Origin of the sequence: Thermobacillus sp., from assembly GCF_003390775.1 — a bacterium.
GTDB lineage: Bacteria > Bacillota > Bacilli > Paenibacillales > Paenibacillaceae > Thermobacillus > Thermobacillus xylanilyticus.
Genome location: NZ_QEWA01000059.1, coordinates 26,315 through 43,158 on the forward strand (window position 1 = coordinate 26,315; position 16,844 = coordinate 43,158).

Annotated in this window: 15 protein-coding genes; 13 read left to right on the forward strand and 2 right to left on the reverse strand. The window is 58.2% G+C overall.

Annotation, left to right across the window (positions count from 1 at the left end; all coding sequences use genetic code 11):
- Nucleotides 1-71 precede the first annotated feature (71 nt).
- The 4 genes from C6W55_RS16775 (at nucleotide 72) to C6W55_RS16790 (ending at nucleotide 5,807) form a co-directional block, all read left to right on the forward strand.
- Entirely contained in the window at nucleotides 72-1,028 is a 957-nt protein-coding gene (locus C6W55_RS16775) for an ABC transporter permease (protein ID WP_015255660.1), read from the forward strand.
- A 2-nt stretch (nucleotides 1,029-1,030) separates the two neighbouring features.
- A complete protein-coding gene (locus C6W55_RS16780) occupies nucleotides 1,031-1,957 on the forward strand; it encodes a carbohydrate ABC transporter permease (protein WP_213485648.1) in 927 nt (308 codons plus the stop codon).
- A 93-nt stretch (nucleotides 1,958-2,050) separates the two neighbouring features.
- Nucleotides 2,051-3,577: a carboxylesterase/lipase family protein gene (locus C6W55_RS16785; protein ID WP_286893959.1), complete on the forward strand. Its 1,527-nt coding sequence runs from the start codon at nucleotides 2,051-2,053 to the stop codon at nucleotides 3,575-3,577.
- A gap of 22 nt (nucleotides 3,578-3,599) precedes the next feature.
- Nucleotides 3,600-5,807 (forward strand): glycoside hydrolase family protein, encoded by a 2,208-nt coding sequence (locus C6W55_RS16790; protein ID WP_286893961.1) that lies wholly within the window; start codon nucleotides 3,600-3,602, stop codon nucleotides 5,805-5,807.
- Here the strand turns inward: C6W55_RS16790 and C6W55_RS16795 are convergent.
- Nucleotides 5,777-6,571, reverse strand: coding sequence for a helix-turn-helix domain-containing protein (locus C6W55_RS16795; RefSeq protein ID WP_286893963.1), 795 nt, complete (start codon nucleotides 6,569-6,571; stop codon nucleotides 5,777-5,779). The two genes, C6W55_RS16790 and C6W55_RS16795, sit on opposite strands and share 31 nt — an antisense overlap.
- A gap of 88 nt (nucleotides 6,572-6,659) precedes the next feature.
- On the opposite strand from C6W55_RS16795, the gene C6W55_RS16800 reads away from it, so the two are divergent.
- The 9 genes from C6W55_RS16800 (at nucleotide 6,660) to C6W55_RS16840 (ending at nucleotide 16,699) form a co-directional block, all read left to right on the forward strand.
- Nucleotides 6,660-7,682 (forward strand): alpha/beta hydrolase, encoded by a 1,023-nt coding sequence (locus tag C6W55_RS16800; protein WP_286893964.1) that lies wholly within the window; start codon nucleotides 6,660-6,662, stop codon nucleotides 7,680-7,682.
- Nucleotides 7,683-8,141: 459 nt separating this feature from the next.
- Complete coding sequence (locus C6W55_RS16805; RefSeq protein WP_213485657.1) at nucleotides 8,142-8,528, forward strand: BlaI/MecI/CopY family transcriptional regulator; 387 nt, start codon at nucleotides 8,142-8,144, stop codon at nucleotides 8,526-8,528.
- On the forward strand, nucleotides 8,521-8,838 hold the full coding sequence (locus tag C6W55_RS16810; RefSeq protein WP_286893965.1) for a hypothetical protein: 318 nt from the start codon (nucleotides 8,521-8,523) through the stop codon (nucleotides 8,836-8,838). Before C6W55_RS16805 ends, C6W55_RS16810 begins: the two co-directional genes overlap by 8 nt.
- A 236-nt stretch (nucleotides 8,839-9,074) precedes the next feature.
- Nucleotides 9,075-10,880 carry a cache domain-containing sensor histidine kinase gene (locus C6W55_RS16815; RefSeq protein WP_286893967.1) on the forward strand — a complete coding sequence of 602 codons (1,806 nt, stop codon included), beginning with the start codon at nucleotides 9,075-9,077 and terminating at the stop codon, nucleotides 10,878-10,880.
- Between the two features lie 20 nt (nucleotides 10,881-10,900).
- Nucleotides 10,901-12,037, forward strand: coding sequence for a response regulator transcription factor (locus C6W55_RS16820; RefSeq protein WP_213485660.1), 1,137 nt, complete (start codon nucleotides 10,901-10,903; stop codon nucleotides 12,035-12,037).
- Between the two features lie 132 nt (nucleotides 12,038-12,169).
- Nucleotides 12,170-13,465: an ABC transporter substrate-binding protein gene (locus C6W55_RS16825; protein ID WP_286893968.1), complete on the forward strand. Its 1,296-nt coding sequence runs from the start codon at nucleotides 12,170-12,172 to the stop codon at nucleotides 13,463-13,465.
- Nucleotides 13,466-13,577: 112 nt separating this feature from the next.
- Nucleotides 13,578-14,462, forward strand: a complete 885-nt coding sequence (locus tag C6W55_RS16830; protein WP_015255649.1) for a carbohydrate ABC transporter permease — start codon at nucleotides 13,578-13,580, stop codon at nucleotides 14,460-14,462.
- Entirely contained in the window at nucleotides 14,459-15,283 is an 825-nt protein-coding gene (locus tag C6W55_RS16835) for a carbohydrate ABC transporter permease (RefSeq protein ID WP_015255648.1), read from the forward strand. Before C6W55_RS16830 ends, C6W55_RS16835 begins: the two co-directional genes overlap by 4 nt.
- A 732-nt stretch (nucleotides 15,284-16,015) precedes the next feature.
- The gene (locus C6W55_RS16840) at nucleotides 16,016-16,699 is read left to right on the forward strand and encodes a reverse transcriptase domain-containing protein (RefSeq protein ID WP_286893970.1); all 684 of its coding nucleotides are present in this window, start codon (nucleotides 16,016-16,018) and stop codon (nucleotides 16,697-16,699) included.
- Here C6W55_RS16840 and C6W55_RS16845 read toward each other — a convergent pair.
- On the reverse strand, nucleotides 16,605-16,844 hold a 240-nt coding region (locus C6W55_RS16845; RefSeq protein WP_286893971.1), incomplete at its 5' end, for a transposase. The genes C6W55_RS16840 and C6W55_RS16845 overlap by 95 nt on opposite strands.

The window sequence follows — 16,844 nt, forward strand, 5'->3', positions numbered from 1 at the left end:
ATTCGTAATCCAGGCGGTTCCGGGCAGATCGCGGCCGATTTGCCCGGCGCTTGCCTTTCGGGGAGTTGCCTATGGACAACAACGCTTTGATTCGCCGCATCATCAGGTCGAAGGAGACGTACATGCTTCTCCTGCCCGGCGTCATCTGGTTCGTGATCTTCGCCTACATTCCGATGTACGGACTGACGCTGGCGTTCAAGACGTACAAGGCCAATCTCGGCATTTTCGGCAGTCCGTGGGTCGGTTTCGAGAAATTCGAGTACGTCTTTCGCGATCCGGCCTTCATGGAATCGGTCTGGCGGACGATCTGGATCAATCTGGGCCGGATCGTGTTCACGTTTCCGGTGCCGATCATTCTGGCGCTGCTGCTGAACGAATTGCGCATGCGCCGGTTCAAGAGAACGGTCCAGACCATTTTCACTTTTCCCCACTTCCTGTCCTGGATTATCGTGGCCAGCGTCCTGATCAATTTTCTCGACATGCAGGGGATGGTGAACGGCATCATCCGAATGTTCGGCGGTGATCCGGTCAACTTCCTGGGGAACACGACCATTTTCCGCCCGCTGCTCTACATTACGGACAACTGGAAGAACGCCGGCTGGACGATGATCATTTATCTGGCCGCCATCTCGGGCATTGATACGGAGCAGTACGAATCGGCGCAGCTTGACGGCGCGACGCGGCTGCAGACGATGTGGTACATCACATTGCCCGGCATCATGAACACGATCGTCGTCATGCTGATTCTGGCGACGGGCTATATCATGACCGCCGGTTTCGACCAGATCTTCAACATCAGCAACGCGGCGACCGCGAAGGCGGGCGAAATTCTGGACATCTACATCTACCGGATCACGTTCCAGTCCGCGGCGGACTTCTCGTTCTCGACCGCCGTCAGCCTGTTCCGGTCGATCGTGAATTTCGCGCTGCTGCTGCTGGCCGACCGCATCTGCAAGATGCTCGGTTCGGAGGGGCTCTTCCCGCCGATCCGCAAGGCAGCCCGCGCGCGTGCGAAAGGAGCGGCGTGAATATGGCAGAGGTCAAAACGATGCCCGAACCTGCCCGGCAAACCGTCCGGCGCAGACGTTCGAGTCATAACCGCATCGAGCCGCTGGACATTGCCCTGGTCATCATCCTTGGCGTGTTGGCGCTGCTGATTGTCATTCCGTTCATCAACGTTCTTGCGATCTCGTTCGTCACCCAACAGGAGTATCTGAAGACGTCGATCCTGCTGTTCCCGAAGGAATTCACGCTGGAGAACTATCAGGCCATGTTCGAAGACGGACGGATCTGGACGGGGTATCGCACGACCACGATCCTGCTGCTCATCGGCGTGCCGATCAACCTGTTCCTGACGACCAGCATGGCGTATGGGCTGAGCCGGCCGGATTACCCGTTCAAGCGGTTTTTCATCTTCTTCGTCGTCGTCACGATGATGTTCAACGGCGGCATCATTCCGATGTACCTGCTGATGAAGCAGCTCCATCTGATCAACTCGCTCTGGTCGGTCGTGTTCGCATACGGCATCAACGCCTTCTATCTGATCATCATGATGAACTATTTCTCGAATCTGCCGATTGCCCTGTCGGAATCGGCGAAGCTGGACGGCGCGGGTGAATGGACGATTCTGCTCAAGGTGATCCTGCCGCTGTCCATGCCGATCATGGCGACGATGACGCTGTTCTACGCGGTCGACCGGTGGAACGAATGGTTCAACGCGATGATTTTCATCCGCAAGGGCAATCTTACCGTCCTGCAGCTGGCGCTCCGGTCGATCGTCATCGACTCGCAGATCAGCCAGCAGCTCAATGTGTCGAACATCCAGACGGACAAACAGTTCACGGAAGGGATGAAAATGGCCGCCGTCATCGCCTCGATGCTCCCGATCATGTGCGTGTTCCCGCTCCTGCAGCGGCACTTCGTCAAAGGGATGCTGATCGGCGCGATCAAGGCGTGAGCTGCCGGACGGCCATTGGAGTCAGACGAGGCGCATCGGCATCCGGTGCGCCCTTTAAAAAGCACAAAGGCATGGAGAGGAGAGGACGTTCGCATGGTCAGTCTCAGAATCGCAAAAACGGAAAACGGTTATGTCCAGGGGCTTCCGGCAGCGGATCCCCGCATCACCAGTTTCAAGGGCATCCCGTTCGCCGCTCCGCCCGTCGGGGAGAACCGCTGGCGGGCGCCGCAGCCCGCGAAGAACTGGGACGGCGTGCTGAAAGCGTACGAGTTCTCGCCGATCCCGCTGCAGGTTCGGCAGGAGATCGATGTCAACAACATCTACACCCGTGAATGGGCCGTCGATCCGGACATCGCGATGAGCGAGGATTGCCTGTACCTGAACATCTGGACGCCGGCGAAAAGTCCCGACGAGAAGCTGCCGGTGTTCGTCTGGTATTTCGGCGGCGGGCTGCAGGTCGGGCATGCGTCCGAGATGGAGTTCGACGGCGAGCGCATCGCCCGCAGGGGCATCGTCGTCGTCACGATCAACTACCGGCTGAACGTGTTCGGATTTCTGTGTCATCCGGAGATTACGGCGGAATCGCCGGACGCCCCCGCCAACTTCGGCCATCTCGACCAGCAGTTCGCCACGCAATGGGTGAAGCGCAACATTGCGGCGTTCGGCGGCGATCCGGACAATATCACGATCGGCGGCCAGTCCGCCGGCGGCGGCAGCGTCCTCGCCCAGCTCACCTCGCCGCAGAACGAAGGCCTGTTCAACAAGGCGATCATCATGAGCGGCATCTTCTCGCCGGTGTATCCGGGCCAGCGCGGTCCCGGCGTGCGGGAGACGCTCGCGGAAGCCGAGCAGGAAGGCATCAAGTTCTTCGAGTATCTCGGCGTCTCCTCGCTGGCGGAAGCCCGCAAGCTCGATGCGGTGTACATCCGCGACAAGATGGTCGAGTACAAGCGGTTCTGGGGCGCCGTCGTCGACAACAAGTTCTGCGTCGGCCATCCGTTCGAGCGGTTCCTCCGGAATGAACGCTGGAACGTTCCCATTCTGTGGGGGAACACGACCGACGAGTTCATCAGCCGGCCGCAAGTCGGCTCGATCGACGAGCTCCGGCAGATGGCCGAAGGCGTGTTCGGCGAAGACGCGGACCGGTTCCTCGCGTTGTGCGGAGCTGATTCGGGCGATCTGGAGCAGGCGCTCAAGGCGGCGTCGGTCAATACGATCGAATACGCGATACGCGTCGCTTCCCGCGCCAATGCCGCAGCCGGCGCCGGCACGCCGCTGTACTATTACAAATTCGACGCGGAAATTCCGGGCTGGGACAACCCCGGGACGTTCCATTCGGTCGATCTCTGGTTCTTCTTCGAGACGCTGGCGAAGTGCTGGCGGCCGTTCGTCGGCAAGCATTACGATCTGGCGCGCCAGATGTGCAACTATTGGGCGCACTTCATCCGCTCGGGCGATCCGAACGGCCCCGATTCGACGGGTGAAGATCTCCCGCGGTGGGAGCCGTACACGGAGGAAGCGCCGTACGCGATGGTGTTCGGCGACAAGTCGGAATTCGTCAGGGAGCAGCCGGGAGAGATGATCCGGTTCCTGGTCGAGCAGTATTTCAAGCGCAAGTAAACGACATCATGATCGGGGAGGGATGGCCGTGCGGCTGGTGAGCGGCGATTACACGCTGCTGTTCAAGGATGGCGGCGTCGAGGTGCATCGGGACGGCAAGATGCTGTATTACAACAGGCGGCCGATGTTCGTGACGGTGAAGACGGTCTTCGCGGTGAACGAATTCTATGACGGGGCGTACGACGATGTCGCCGAAGACGGCGGGCGGGTCGTCGCAGGCGGCGTACTCACCGTGCCTTCGGGCTCGATGTTCGCGTTCATGGACACTTATGAGGCCGCCGGGACGGGGTTCAAGGTAAGCCGTCGCGTGAAAGTGCTGCGGGCGGCGGACGATCTCGGCTTTTCCACCAAAATCTCGTTCGTGATGGCGGAGTCGGACGATCCCCGCGACTACTGGTGCTTCGCGCCGGGCGTCTGGTACAAGCAGAACGAGTTCGCGCCCGACACCGTCATCGGCAAGGATCTGGACTGCGAGTATTTCTGGCGGATGGAGACGTGCTATGCGCTGCCGCTGTTCGCCATGCAGCACACCCGGTCGGGGGAGACGGCGTCGCTGTCCCGCTGGGCCGCGGACGTGACGATGCCGTCCACGGACATCCTCCGGGCGGAAAACCATACCGACCCGAAGTGTACGACCGGCGCCATCGGGATGAGCCGGCCGGAAAGCCTCACCCTGAACTACATGTACTACGGATTTCCCGTGCGCAAGCCGTTCGAGACAAAGGTCGACGGTTTGTCAATCGATTACGTCTACCCCGGCTGCGACGGTCAGCTGCCCTCCCGGAATCGGTTCCTCGGGCTGGATTACCGCGGGAAAACGAAATCATTCCGGCGCATCAACCATCCGGTCGTTGACGGGTTCGAGCAGCATTACGCCGTGGCCGTCCAATTCGGCCGCTACGACAGCTTCCAGCGCATGATGCGGGACAACTGGCGGATCGTGTACGAACGGATGCGCGACCGGCTGTTCGAGGTGGACAACGAGCGCCATTATCACAACTGCATGAAGCATCTGGAGCGGTACACCCGGAAATACGGCGACTCATACGGCCTGCCGTTCGCCGCGCAGCTGCCCCATATGGACATCTCGACGGTCTCGTTCCAGTTCGGGTTCGTCGGGCAGCAGCCGGGAATCGGCTATCTGCTGCTGCGCTACGGCGACATGACAGGCGATGCCGAAGCCCGGGAGAAGGGGATCGGCATCCTCGATTTCTGGGTCCGGACGGCGATGACCGAGTCCGGCCTGCCGCACATGTGCTACAATCCGAACATTCAGGGATTCGAGCCGTACCCGCATTATGTGCGGATGCTGGCCGACGGGATCGAAGCGATCCTGGACGCGTACCTCTACATGCGGGGACGGGGCGAGGAGCGGGCGGATTGGCTGGATTTTTGCCGGAAGACGGCCGATTGGCTGGTGAAGATGCAGAACGAGGACGGCAGCTTCTACCGCGCGTACAACACCGACGGCTCCGTCCGGATGGACTCGAAATCGAACACGCCCAGCGTCATCCGCTTCCTGGTCCAGTTCCATCTCGCGACCGGCGAGGAGAAGTACAAGACGGCGGCGCTCCGGGCCGGTGAATGGGCGTACGACAACAATTACCGGAACCTGGAATACCGGGGCGGCACATGCGACAACCTGGACATCCAGGACAAGGAGGCCGGGATCTACGCGCTGTTCGGATTTCTGGCGCTGTACGACCTGACCGGCGGGGCAAAATGGCTCGAAGCCGCGGTCGGCGCCGCCGACTATACGGAGACGTGGACGTACGCGTGGTCGTACCCGGTCCGCACGCCGTGGCCGAAGCATCCGTTCAACAAGTACCGCATCAGCGGGCAGAGCATCATCACGATCGGCGGCGGGGCCGACGTTTACATGGCCGCGTGCTCCTACACCTATTACCGGCTGTATCTGATCACCGGCGATGAGCACTATCTGGACTTCGCCGAGTTCCTGCACAAGAACACCCGGCAGTCCACCGACATCGACGGAAGCGTCGGCTACGCGATGCCCGGCATCGGCCACGAGAGCGGCAATTTCACGAGCCAGACGCTGCAGAGCCACTACCACTGGCTGCCCTGGTGCACGTTCGTTCAGGCCGAGCCGCTCCTCAGGCTGTATGACACGTTCGGCGTCTTCGAAATCGCGGACGCCCAGAAGCTCAGCCCGGAGGAGAGGGCAAGGCGCAATCGCATTTATGACGGACTCTCGGGAAGCGCGGGCTGACTTTCGCCCCGCTTCTGGTATTCCCGCGGCGTGAGCCCGGTCAGCCGCTTGAACTGCCGGCTGAAGTGCTCCACGTTGCGGTAGCCGCACCGGAACGCGACTTCGGCGACGCTCAGGGAGCCGTAGTACAGGTACTCCTTCGCCAGCCGGATCCGGTTCTGGATGACGTCGTCCATGCAGGAGACGCCGAATGTTTTCTTGTAGATGGACTGCAGATAGCCCGGGCTGATCTTGAGATAGTCCGCCATGCGGGGGATTGTCCAGTGATCGCCCGGGTTGTTCTGGATCGCGACGCGCAGCTTGAGCAGGTTGTAGTGCTGCGGCGTGATGTCGTTGCGGAAGCAGGACTCCAGCAGTTTGTTGAACAGCGTCCGGAGCAGGCACCGGATGGAGGAGTCCTTGCAGTTCTTGTTGAAGTTGTGCTCGATGACGAGCAGCTCGAACAGCTTGTGGCAGTAGTCGGGATCATCCAGGGAAAAGGGAACGCCGCACGGCACCGGGGTTTCCGTCACAAAAGGCTCGTCCGTCGTGAAGCGGATCCAGTTGTTCACGAACCGGTCCCCGGACGCGCGATAGTAAACTTTCTGGCCCGGGCGGTAGAGAACGGCGCTGTAGGCCGGGTATTCCCTGAGTTCCCCTTCCACCCAGAACAGGGCCGGGGTCTTCGTGAAGACGAGGAGCCAGTGCGTGCCGGCGGGCACGTCGGTGACGAAATGAGGGCCGTCGTGTGCCATATCGCAATGCGCGTACAACACATGGATCATCCGAACCCCTCCGGATCGGCGTGAAGGATATCTACAGCGTAAAGGAACGGATCGGGGCAGGTCAATATGGAGTGAATGGAGGACAGGCATGGAAGTCAGGCAAGTGATGGACATTCCGGCAGGCGCGCTGCGGGCGGCTGCGAAGGAACATCAGGGCACGTTGACGGAAGTTTCGTATCCGGTGCGAAACTATATCAATGCGTCCCGGCAACTCGTGACGGACGTGCGGGCCGACGCGGCGGAAGCGGGCAGGGAGACGGTGCGGGGCGAGGCCATCGTCAAGACATGCAACGTTTATCTGCCCGCCGGCTACGACCGGGAGCCCGGACGGCGCTACAACGTCCTGTATCTGCTTCACGGCGTGGGCGGGGATGAATATGAATGGCTGCGGGGCAGCGGCGAGGCGGACGGGCGGCATGCCATCTGCAATCTGCTGGACCATCTGATCGCGGAAGGCGAGATCGAGCCGCTTATCGCCGTGTTCCCCAACGGGCGCAGCGCCCATGATTACGCCGACCGGTCCTTCAACGCAGAGGGTACGAACCTGCTCGGCTTCTATTATTTCGACTACGAACTGCGGTACGACCTCATTCCGTTCATCGAATCGAAATACCGGACATACGCAGACATCGCGGATACGTCGTCTGCGGGAATCTCCGCAAGCCGCCGGCATCGGGCGATCGCCGGCCTGTCCATGGGCGGCATGCAGGTGCTGAACCTGGTCATCGGCGGCTGGCGGTGCGATTCGGTGGCGTACACGGAGAACCGGCACAACTGGCGGAACGGGCTGGACACGACGGTGCGCGCGCCGGGCATGACCGATCTGTTCGCGTACGCCGGCGCGTTCTCGAACGCGCCGACGTCGAGCGGCGGACGCGTGCTGGGCGAAAGTCTCGGGTCCTCGGCGTTCCGGCTGGATCTGCTGTACATGACCTGCGGCGACCGGGACGAGATTTCCTTCCCGGTGTATAACGATGCGATCGAAGGCCTCGCGGAAGCCGCGGGGGACAAGCTCGGCGGCCTCCGCCAGGTTGTCATTCCCGGCGGCGTGCACGATTTCGGCGTGTGGAACCACGGCGCGTACAATTTCGCCCGGCTGGCGTTCCGTTGACGGAGGGCGGCGCCGCCCGGCGCGTTCCCGGAAGCCGGAGCCGTTGCCGTATACTTGCGGACGGCCGGAATTCTCCGCCGCGTACAACATCGGGGTCGTCGCGACGGACAGGGCGGCCGGATCATGGCCGGCCTGCTTCGCCGCCTGCCGGTACAGTTCCACGGCCGGCTTGAAGGCTCGCGCCGAGGATGACGGTGTATATACAACTGACGGATCCGAAATGAATATCAAGGTTCGCGCACGTGGATATTAAGCTTTATTGCTTTCCAAGCCTTCAAGGAATGGTTTGCGACTTGAGTGATTTTAAGGGCTTTATTGGAACATGGAATGAAAGAAGATCGCTTTATCCTGTCTTCTTGGCCAGGATCGTGGCGATCTTCTTGACGTTTTGATGGTGTTGACCAATAAAACTACATCATGTAGATTTAATTTAACCTACAATGGAAAAGGAGGGTGACCATGGAAAAACTGCAGAAAATGTCCGAAGCCGAGAAACAAATTATGGACATCATTTGGTCCTGTGCCCGCCCGGTAACGACGGCTGAAATCTTGACCAGACTGCCGGAAGACAAGGCATGGAAGCAAAACACCGTCATTACGTTTTTGGCGCGTTTGATGGAAAAGGGCATGGTCAAAGCGACAAGGGCAGGAAGGGCGAATCACTATGAGGCTTGTTTGACCGAACAGGAATACCTGAATCTCGAAACCAAACGGTTTATCCGGGATGTTCATCGGGGTTCCGTGTTCGGCTTGATCAACACGCTGTGCGACAGCGGAGATCTGACGAAGGAAGATATTGAAGCATTGATGAAACGATTGCAAGAGCAGAGAGGCCGGCATGAATGATTTCTGTTATGCTTTGCTCCTGATGTCGGTCGCAGCGTCCATCCTGTACCTGTTGTTGAAACTTTTCATCCCGTTGGCGCCGGGCATCGTCCCGAATACGGCGGAGTCTCCGTTCGATGCGCTGATTGAACGGGTGAGCCGGAAATGGCGGGAACCAACGGCCGTTCCGGAAGCAAGCCATCTGAGCACGGCGGAACAGACGGGCAACATTCCCGAAGACGGCCATTACTATTTCATTCTGCAAAACGAATCGAAAACGGCATCGTGTGAAAAGGTGGAGCTGCCGGTTCATTATCAAATTCGTTCGTAAATCATCGCGTGATGCAACGAGCGGCATGCTTTCTTCATGGAGAGCATGCCGCTTTTTCATGCAATCATGCCGCCGGGCAAAATAAAAAGTCTTGACGATCATGCGGTACACTGACGAAAATGATGATTAAATGCGGCGGGGTCCAATTTTTTATCAATATTTATAAACTTGGTTTTACAATATAAAACGAGCTGAATGGATTGTCCGCGGCTTGTTGACCGGGGGGAGCATGGACGATGTCAAGGATCATGGATGTGCTGAGGCGTTACCTGAAGGGCAAATCGATCATCCGGACGATGATGTTCTCCTTTTTGACCGTGAACATCTTGCTGCTGCTCCTTCTCGGGCTGCTGTCCATCCGCGATTCCACGGCGAGCCTTACCGAGGAATTGACGCAATCCAGCTACAAGATCATGGAACAAGCGGCAAGAGGGCTGAGCTTCAATCTTGAAGAGGCGACGCGTCCGCTGGTGATTCTCGCGGGCCATTATTCCGTCAGGGCGTTGATGAATCCGGGCAGACAATTGGATGTCGAAGGCCGCATCCAGCATGAGCGGAATCTTGCGGATGTCGCCTTCGGTGTGACATCGCTGCAATCGTTCATCAGCGACATCCTGATCCTGGGCGAAAACGGCTATGTGAACAACCTGGACGGCCGGATTACCTTGCGCTGGAATTATCCGTTCACCGAACAGGACTGGTTCAGGCAGGCGGTGTCGGGGACCCCGAACAGGGGCTTCATCCCGCTCGGGCTCCACAAGCAGGACTATTACATGGAGAAATACATTTCGAAATACGATCAGCCTACGCTCTCGATCGCCCTGCCCGTCAACGATCACACCCGCAAGCCGATCGGCGCGGTCATCGCCAATCTTGATTTGAACAAGGTCAGCGGCATGTTCGAGTTGACCGCCAATCAGAACAATCAGTCCGTGTTCATGATCGACAGCCGGCAGACCATCATCGTGCACAAAGATGCCGAAGCCATCGGCACCCGCTTGGCGTTCAAGGGCATCGAGCGGATCCATGCCGAAGAATCCGGCAGCTTCATTACGGATATTGACGGCCGGGAGACATTGGTGACTTTCCACCCGACAACCGTCAAGGGGTGGAAGATGGTGTCGACGATCCCGATGTCCGTGATCCGCGGGCAGGCGGATTCGCTGAAATCCAATCTGTTCGGGTTTATTTATCTCTGTCTGCTGCTCAACCTGCTGATTTCCATCGTGATCACCGTGCGCATCTCCCGGCCGTTCGGGCGGCTGCTCTCCGCACTGGACAAAATCGGCGAAGAGAGCGTCTATGTCATTTCGAACCATTACAAATACCGCGAGCTGAATGTGATCGGCGGCAAGTTCAAGGAACTGGTCCTCCGGATCCAGACGCTGGTCAGACAAAACTACCAATCGGAACTTGCGCGCAAAGATGCCGAATTGAAAACGCTGCAATCGCAGATCAATCCGCACTTTCTGTTCAATACGCTGCAGCTCTTGCAGACCGAGATCGTATGCGGCAGCACGGAGGAATCGAATCATCTGGTGCTCTCGCTGAGCAGCTTGCTGCGGTATTCCATGAAGCAATCGGAAGAAATGGTCGAACTGGGGCGGGAAATTCAGAACGTCAAAGATTACCTGTACATCCTGAACAAAAAGTATGACAACCGGATCGATATCGAGTACCGCATCCCGGACCAGGAGATTTTGAAACACCGAACGATCAAGTTGATTCTCCAGCCGATCATCGAAAACGTCGTGCTTCACGGTTTCGGGGAAAATCCGGTGTCAGCCCGCGTGCGGATCGGCGCCGTATCGGTCAAGAAAGGGATTCTGGTCGCCATCCGGGACAACGGCAAAGGCATGACCCGGCAGCAACTCCGAATGTTGAGGGCGCAGCTCGATGACCCGGACCACAGGCCGGAACACATCGGCCTTTACAACGTCAACCAGCGGATCCGATTGAAATTCGGACCGGATTACGGATTGCGGATCCGAAGCAAATCCGGAGCGTTTACGGCCGTTTACGTCGTGCTGCCGAAAGTTTGAATGTCAGGGAGGTTGCGGACATGAAACTGCTGATTGCGGACGATCAAATTTCGCTCCACCGATATCTGGACAAGGTCATGGACTGGGGCGCGATGGGATTTACGGAGGTGCAGCATGCCTACGACGGCGAGGAAGCGGCCGCCAAGGTCGCGGCATTCCATCCGGATATCCTGATCCTGGACATCCATATGCCGATCTTGAACGGGATCGAATCGCTCAAGCGGGTCAGGCAGTCCGGCCATTCGCCGAAAACGATCATCCTGAGCGCTTATGACGAGTTCGAATATGCGAGGGACGCGATTCATCTTCAGGTCTCCCGTTACTTGCTGAAACCGGTCGACGCCGTGCAGCTCCGAAACGCGCTCGAGGAGTTGATCCGGGAGTCCGAAGCGGCCTTCCGGCAGACGATCGGCGCCGAGCTCGACCGGATGCTGTATACCGGGGAGATGGAGGCCGAAGCGCTGCAGACGATTCGCAAGGGGTTCGATTACCTCGGGATCGACCGATTCGCCGTGATCACTTGCGCAGACGGTGCGACGGACGGCCATTATGCCCGCTGGCTTAAGGAACAGGCCGCCGGTTCATTCAAATGCGCGATTGCCGGCAAAAGCAAACATGGAAGCGTGGTCCTGGTCGGCGGAAAGGATCCATTGTCAGGCGGCATGCTGCGGGAGTTCATCGAGTCTCTTCTTCAGCTTCCGGATGCGCCATGCGGCTCGCCGCCGCCGATCGGGATCAGCTCGGTCGCCCAGGATGCCGCGGTTCTGCCGCAGCTGATCGCGGAGAGCGCCCGGGCCGCGGCGGCGCCCGCCGAGACGGGCTCCAGGCTCCAGGATACGATCAGGCGGATCAAAAAGCATATCGACGGCAGCTTTCACGAAGACCTGACCTTGCAGTCCGTCGCGGATCGATTCCGGATCGACAAATACCAGTTGTGCCGGGTGTTCAAGAAGGAGTTCGGCGTCAATTATTGGTCATATGTCATGAAAGTGAGGATGGAGAAAGCCGCCGAACTGCTCGCCGGTACGGAATGGAAGAACAGCCTCATCGCGGAGCGGACCGGATTTTTGGACGAAAGCCATTTCAGCCGCGCGTTCAAAAAGTTTTACGGCATAACGCCCAAGGAGTACCGCCGCAGACATGCCGAAGCCCGCTGAACGTCCGAAAGCGCAACAATTGACAACTCGACCCGCAAGATTTTGAATTCCGATTCGGAGCAGGCTCCATTATACTTCAACATGTAGAAATTGAAAGTGCTTACAAAACAACGGACAGGGGGATGCGCAAGCATGATCAAAAGATTGACATGGCCATTGATGGTCATCCTGTGTGCTGCACTCGTGCTGACGGCATGCGGTCAAAGCGGCAATAAAGGAACGAACGGCGGGACGAGCGGCGGCGAGTCCAAAGACGCCGATGCGCCGAAACCGGTTACGCTCAGCATTCTGTCGTGGAACAACGAACAGGAGATGAAGCCGGTCCTTGACGGGTTCAAGGCGAAATATCCCCATATCTCGTTCGACTTCTCGTTCGCGCCGCCGGTCACCGATTATATTGCGAAGCTGCAGACGATGCTGCTGTCGGATACGGCGCCGGATATTTTCATCATCGCCGCGGAGAACCGCAACGAGATCATCGACGGCGGTTTCGCGATGGATCTGACCGACCAGCCGTTCATGTCCGTCATGCTGGACAGCAACAAACCGATGCTGAGCAAGAACGGCAGGACGTACGGCTTCACGCAGACGGGATGGGCCGGCGGACTGTTCTACAACAAGCAGCTGTTCGAACAGGCCGGCATCGAGAAATTGCCGGAGACATGGGACGAATTCGTCGAGATCTGCCTGAAGCTGAAAGAAGCCGGCATCCGTCCGCTGTACGACCGGATGCATGACATTACGATCGTTCATTCCGCCATGTTCGGCGCGAACGTGTTGACGAAGGATCCCGATTTCGACGAGAAGCTGTTCAACGGGGAGACGACGTTCGCGGAAGGCTGGACGGAAGTGCTGAAGATGTGGAAGGAAGATTTGATCGACAATGAAATTTTGACCCCCGACATGATCGGCTTGACGAGCGAGCAGGTGATGAACGAATTCGCCCTCGGCAACGTCGCGATGGTTCCCGGCGGTCCGTGGAACATCAGCACCATCGAGGCGACCAACCCGGACATCGAGTTTGAAATTATGCCGATTCCGGGCAAGGAGCCGGGCAACAAGTATTACAACGGGGCGCCCGGCGTAGGCTTCGCCATCAACAGCAAGACGAAGCACAAGGAAGAAGCGCTGCTGTTCCTCGAATATCTCAGCACGGAAGAGGGACTCCGGCAATTCGAAGAAGGAACGGGCGGCATCATTACGGCGCACGGCTACACCACCAATGTGCATCCGGCGTATCTGCCGGCCTACAACGACGGATTGATGGCAGGCCGGATCTACTTGCCGATGGTGTCGTGGGCGCGGCATCAGGAAGCGCTCCGCAACCAGTTCCTGATCGCCATTCAGGATATGGCGATGAACAAGATTACGCCGGAAGAGGCGGTCGAGCTGCTCGATAAGAAGCTTCAGGAAATGGAAAATAAATAAATCGCGAGTCCTGTAGAGAGGGTATAGGATCACCTACTACCCTCTTTTTCATCACGATCGTTGCTTGCGAAGTGCAACGGTCATGTAGCGCAGACCACTGAGGAGGCTGTTTATGACCCGAATCGTCCGCCAAGCGCAGTACCTGGTGTTCCTGGTACCGATCCTGGTCGTTTACTCCCTGTTTACGATTTACCCGCTGCTCAAGGCGTTCTTCCTGAGCTTTACGAATTTCGACGGCTATTCGAAAGTCTATGATTTCGTCGGGTTGAAAAATTATATGCGGATCTTCGCCGATGACGCCCTGCTGTCCGCGATCTCGTTCACACTGTTCTTCACATTCGCCAAGGCGCTGCTCGTGACGGTGCTGGCGATTCCGCTCGCCATGATCCTGGACCGGAAATTTCTGACCCGGAATCTGCATCGCGCCGTCTTCTTCTTCCCCTCGATCCCGAGCGGACTGCTGCTGGCCTACATCTGGGGATTTATTCTGGCGCCGATCGGATCGGGCGTGATGAACACGATTCTGCGGGAAGTGTTCGGCATCGGGCCGCAGCCCTGGCTGGCGGACCCGCTGCTCGCCAAGCTGTCCACGGTCGTCGTGGCGACGTGGGCGATCACCGGGTGGCATGCCATTCTGTATCTGGCGTTCCTGCAATCGATCCCGAAAGAATATTACGAGGCGGCCGCGATCGACGGGGCGAGCCGGCTGCAGCAGGTGCGCCACATTACGCTGCCGCTGCTTGCGCCCGCCATGACGATCAGCGTCATGCTGCTGCTCACGGGCGGGCTCAAAGTATTCGAAATTCCGTTCGCCTTGACCAAGGGCGGGCCGGGCTACGAGACGTACACGATCACCCAGGTCATCGTGCTTCGGGGGATCACGGAAACCCAGTACGGCCTTGCGTCGGCGATGTCCATCGTATTCTTCCTGATCGTGCTTTCGATCGCCGTCTTCCAGGTCACGATCATGCAGCGAAGGGAGCAGCATTTGCAATGACGGAATCCAACAAAAAAAACTGGCTGCTCGATCTCCTGATGCTCCCTGCGGGAATCGTCGCGTTCTTCCCGTTCTACCTGATCATCATCAACACGTTCAAGACGATGCAGGAGACGGCCAAGAACCCGATCGCTCTGCCGTCGAAGTGGATTTTTACAAATTATATCGAAGTGTTCGAGGGAACGGCGGTGCTGCGAAGCTTCGGCAACACGCTGACCGTCACCTTGTTCTCCGTCGTGCTGATCGTGCTGATCGGCGCCATGGGCGCGTACCCCGTCGTGTTCAACTCGAACCGGATTACGCGGCTCGCGATGCTGTATCTGCTTGCGGGATTCATGATTCCGTTCCAGGCGACGCTCATCCCGCTCTTTCAATTGATGACCGACCTGCGCTTGATCGACAAGCTCTACGGCCTCGTCATGCTGTATACGAGCGGATCGGTGTTTGTCTTCTTCCTGATGACGGGCTACATGAAGACAATCCCGCGGGATTTGTCCGAGGCCGCCGTGATCGACGGCTGCAGCATATGGGGCATCTTCTGGCGAATCATCCTGCCGCTGCTCAAGCCGATTACGATTACGAGCGTCATCTTCGAGACGATGTGGATCTGGAATGACTTTCTGGCGCCCATGCTGTTCCTGAACTCGTCCTCCAAGTCGACGCTCGTCCTGCAGATCTACAAGGCGAAGGGCGAATTCAACGTCCAATGGCCGATGTTCATGACGCTTACGGTGATCACGCTGATCCCGATCTTCATCTTCTTCCTGCTCATGCAGAAACATATCGTCAAAGGCATCGCGGCCGGCGCGGTGAAAGGATGACGATCTGCAAGAATGCGACCTCAGCCGATGTCTGGGGCCGTTTTTCGTGCGCTTGGCAGCGCACCGTGCTAACGGGTGAAAGTCCCGAATACACCGCAGGTGGCGGAAGTATATAGCTGACAGGCAGTGCGTAGTCCGCGAGGATGCGTGCGGAGGGCCTGAAGGCAAACCCCGGAACAGGCGGCTAAACCATGTTGGCTGACGGAGACGGATGACCTTGCGAAAAGTGGGGATGTCCGATACCACCATATGCTCCGTAAGTTAAGAGGGCTGGGTTCGGGGGAAAGCCGGTGGCGTGACCCAAGGAGAGCTCATCGTTCCCGCATAGCGGTAACCTGTGAACAAGGTCGCGACGGCCGAGGCACAGCTACGGACGGTGAGCAGTCAGACGAAGGGATAGTAGTGAATAAGCCTGTCGGAAAAGCCGCAATGGCAGGTGAACTGGCGCAACACGTCGCCAGTGCAAGCCCCGACTCAAAAGGCGGGGACTTGATGCGAAGCCCGGAACCGTGGAAGAAAAGCAACGAACGTCAAGTGAAATCATGTGTCCAGACAGGAGCCGGGGAGCCAGGAAGCGCGAAGAACCGGGGCCGAACAATAGGGTAGGCCGTCCGGGGCGGAGTACTCTCTGAGACGCACCGTACTGCCGGGGAAATGAGCGGCTAACGACGGAGAACAAAGGAGAGGAAGCAACCGAACAGATGAAAAGAACGGACGAAGAGGAGCTTTCGTGTGGGAGTACATGAGCCAAAGAAGCGCAAATGGTACAGCCTGATCGACAAAATATGGGCGATGCCAAACCTGGCGGAGGCCTTTCAAGAGGTGAAGGCGAATCGGGGAGCGCCTGGCGTGGATGGAGTGACCATCAAGGCATTCGAGTCGAATCCGGAGGACAATCTGGAAGCCCTTCAGACCGCCCTGCGCAACAAGACGTACGAACCGAAACCGGTAAAACGCGTCTATATCCCGAAAGCCGACGGAACACAGAGACCTCTGGGCATACCGACCGTAGGAGACCGAGTGGTGCAAGCGGCGGCAAGGCGCATACTGGAACCGATCTTCGAATCGAAGTTCAGGGAACGCAGTTACGGATTCCGACCGGGGCGCAGTGCACACATGGCATTGGAACGAATCCGAGAAGACTTGAGACAGGGATACAGGTACGTTATCGATGCCGACCTGAAAAGCTGCTTCGACACGATCCCGCACGACAAATTGATCGAGGCGGTGAGGGAAGAAGTAGTGGACGGCAGTGTGCCAAGGCTCCTGTCAAGTTTCCTGCAAGCAGGCGTAATGGACGGCGGCAGCTTCTACTTAGTACCTATCCGAAAACCTCTGCGCAGCGGAAACAAATCCAGGCGCAGGCAAAATGGAGCATGGCCTCGTAGTTCTCCACTTTCTTTTCCCAACGAATGAGCAAGCGGCGAAAGCGACTCATCCAGGAGTGGGTCCGTTCGACCACCCATCGTCTGGCCCGGTATCCGGGAATCGCCGCTTTTTCTTCTTTCTCTTCGCCGCGCGAACGCAAATGAAGGACATATCCCAACTCGGCCACTTGTTC

Excerpts from the sequence above, each read along its gene's own strand:
- C6W55_RS16820 (WP_213485660.1), top strand. The coding sequence starts at position 10,901 with ATGAAACTGCTGATTGCGGACGATCAAATTTCGCTCCACCGATATCTG.
- C6W55_RS16810 (WP_286893965.1), top strand. The coding sequence starts at position 8,521 with ATGAATGATTTCTGTTATGCTTTGCTCCTGATGTCGGTCGCAGCGTCC.
- C6W55_RS16785 (WP_286893959.1), top strand. The coding sequence starts at position 2,051 with ATGGTCAGTCTCAGAATCGCAAAAACGGAAAACGGTTATGTCCAGGGG.
- C6W55_RS16790 (WP_286893961.1), top strand. The coding sequence starts at position 3,600 with ATGGCCGTGCGGCTGGTGAGCGGCGATTACACGCTGCTGTTCAAGGAT.
- C6W55_RS16830 (WP_015255649.1), top strand. The coding sequence starts at position 13,578 with ATGACCCGAATCGTCCGCCAAGCGCAGTACCTGGTGTTCCTGGTACCG.
- C6W55_RS16775 (WP_015255660.1), top strand. The coding sequence starts at position 72 with ATGGACAACAACGCTTTGATTCGCCGCATCATCAGGTCGAAGGAGACG.
- C6W55_RS16800 (WP_286893964.1), top strand. The coding sequence starts at position 6,660 with ATGGAAGTCAGGCAAGTGATGGACATTCCGGCAGGCGCGCTGCGGGCG.
- C6W55_RS16815 (WP_286893967.1), top strand. The coding sequence starts at position 9,075 with ATGTCAAGGATCATGGATGTGCTGAGGCGTTACCTGAAGGGCAAATCG.
- C6W55_RS16795 (WP_286893963.1), bottom strand. The coding sequence starts at position 6,571 with ATGATCCATGTGTTGTACGCGCATTGCGATATGGCACACGACGGCCCT.
- C6W55_RS16805 (WP_213485657.1), top strand. The coding sequence starts at position 8,142 with ATGGAAAAACTGCAGAAAATGTCCGAAGCCGAGAAACAAATTATGGAC.
- C6W55_RS16825 (WP_286893968.1), top strand. The coding sequence starts at position 12,170 with ATGATCAAAAGATTGACATGGCCATTGATGGTCATCCTGTGTGCTGCA.
- C6W55_RS16835 (WP_015255648.1), top strand. The coding sequence starts at position 14,459 with ATGACGGAATCCAACAAAAAAAACTGGCTGCTCGATCTCCTGATGCTC.
- C6W55_RS16780 (WP_213485648.1), top strand. The coding sequence starts at position 1,031 with ATGGCAGAGGTCAAAACGATGCCCGAACCTGCCCGGCAAACCGTCCGG.